The organism is Thermoplasmata archaeon, from assembly GCA_035632695.1.
GTDB lineage: Archaea > Thermoplasmatota > Thermoplasmata > RBG-16-68-12 > RBG-16-68-12 > RBG-16-68-12.
The window spans coordinates 1-2,099 of sequence record DASQGG010000212.1; the positions used below are offsets into that span (position 1 = coordinate 1).

Below are 2,099 nucleotides of genomic sequence, written 5' to 3' on the forward strand. Positions count from 1 at the left end.
TTGGCCCGGGGACCTCCAGCTGGGAGTTTCCTCCTGAAGAATGACCGGCCCGCAGCCTATTCGGCACATCTGCCTCCTAGAGGCCTACGTGCCCCCGGGCTACGTGATCACCGAGCTCTGAGGACAGAAGGAAGGCCTCTCCCTTGCCGAGGCCGAGTGGGCCCCCGCGGTGGACGACGTCGCCCACGCTGTCGACACGGTCGTCAACCAACGACCGAACTCCGGCATCCGGGAGATCGTCATCCCGGTGCGGGACCCCAGCTGAACTCTTCCTGCGGGTCCTCCCAACGCGAATCCGACCTTGGGGCAGAGTCGCCGCGCTCAAGGTGCCGGCGTCTCGGGTTGCACCGGAGGTGCGGCAGGAGTCGCGGGCTTCGATTCGGCCGCCGCCGGAGGTTGTTCCTGGGGAGCGGCAGGAGCCTTGAAGAGCCGCATGCCCGCCTCGATGCACGCCGCGCCGATGATGGCCACGATGAACCCGTACTCGAGGGCGACGGTCGCGTTGCCCGACGTCGCGTTCTGGTTGACCAAGTTCTGCGCGACGATCAGCAGGATCGCGTAGAGGATGAGCACGAGGACGCCTGACGTCCCGAAGTTCGCAATCTTGCGGGCGATCCCAGCTGCGACGAAGGCCAGGAAGGCCACGATGAGGAGCCACGCGAACGCGAGCCACGCATACGGCCCCTTCGCCAGATTGTTCAACAGCGTCGTGAGGTCAATCCCGTTGTAGTCTTTCGCGGGCAACTGCGACTGGTTCCCTCCGATCCCGAACCAGGGAAGGAACAACGCCACGAGCAACAGGACCCCGCCTACGGCAAGCAGAATGCGGCCCGCCGGTAGAACTCGCTTCGCCTCCGCCATGCAACCCCTCACGGCATGGAGCACACGCCGACCTATATCACCGTTGCGAAGACCACAGGGCAGACGAATCGCTGCCTCCGGCTGCGGATTCCTGGGCCTTCATTTCCAAGCGGCTCCCAGGATTCCCTCGCACGGAATCTCGAGGCCGCGATCGGCCCCCAGTCCCGTAGGATTCCGGGGGCACGGCGAAAATGCTTCAGACGACGTAGCGTGTGCGCATTTGGCCGGCACCGCTCGAGATCGGTCAGGGATGTTTCGCGGAGACTGCTCGCCATTCTCCTCGAGCCCGCAACCCCGCCCTCCCGGAGGGTACTGTTTCAGCGCAGAGGAGGGTAGCCGCAAGTGCCTGTATCCGGACCGACACGCTCAGATTCCGAGTTCCCTCCCTGGGAGACCAGTCGTGAAGAGGGACTCGGCACGGATACCGCAGAGAGGCGGATTCGGCGCACTAGGCGCGGTTCGGCCCTCGGCTATCCGTAGCCCGCAGCGGATGCAGCGAGAATCCTTCCTCGGTAGCACGCCTGGCCACTCCGGCGGCATCGACCGATGGAGCGCCGGACCGATCATCCCGTGATTCGCAACAGGCTGGCCGATCCAGATCGGCCTCGCAACATTCAAGGGCTCTGTCCCTATTCACCCTTGAGGCGAAACGAAGTGCCGAAGAAAGGGAAGAAGGGCAAGAAGAAGAGATAAGACCGCACCTGCTCGTGCAGTTGAGGATTTTCGCTAGCGAGCTCTCACCCTTTCCCCCTTTCCTCTTATCTCTGTGATGTCCAATCCGCGATTCGAAACGGTTCGGATGTCGCGAGGAGACCTCCTTTCGGTCGGGAACCCTGGTAACGGCCGTCGCCTGCAGTGAAATGGCCTTGGGTGAGGTATTGGGCACGCGCGTCGCCATGCAGGAGTACCGAGCGCGATCTGAGTGCCTAGGGAAGTCCCGCGCCATCCTTTTCTAGGACCGGGTGCCTGGAGATATAGCTGCGAGGGGTCCCCATGTCGGAGGACAAGGAGCACACGCTTGGGTTTCCTGGAGAGTCGCCACCGTGGCGCGCCCGAGTGCACGCCCAACGCCTGCCGACGCCACAGGCGTGCGGCTGCGGTCTCCCGGTATCGTTCGACTTGGGACGGCAGGAGTTCTTCTGCATCGGCTGCGGCTCCTCGACGCAGTGCACGTGCCGCGGATTCCGGCTGGGCCCCCTGGGCCACCCTGTGAACGTCTTGTAAGTCGCAACGGGTCC

2 protein-coding genes are annotated in these 2,099 nt (G+C 64.1%); one reads left to right on the forward strand and one right to left on the reverse strand.

Annotated features, from left to right (window positions below):
* Positions 1 to 321: 321 nt before the first annotated feature.
* The gene (locus VEY12_13160) at positions 322 to 861 is read right to left on the reverse strand and encodes a hypothetical protein (protein HYM41071.1); all 540 of its coding nucleotides are present in this window, start codon (positions 859 to 861) and stop codon (positions 322 to 324) included.
* A 993-nt stretch (positions 862 to 1,854) separates the two neighbouring features.
* Between VEY12_13160 and VEY12_13165 the strand changes: the two genes are divergently transcribed.
* Positions 1,855 to 2,085, forward strand: a complete 231-nt coding sequence (locus VEY12_13165; protein ID HYM41072.1) for a hypothetical protein — start codon at positions 1,855 to 1,857, stop codon at positions 2,083 to 2,085.
* The last annotated feature ends 14 nt before the right edge of the window (positions 2,086 to 2,099 follow it).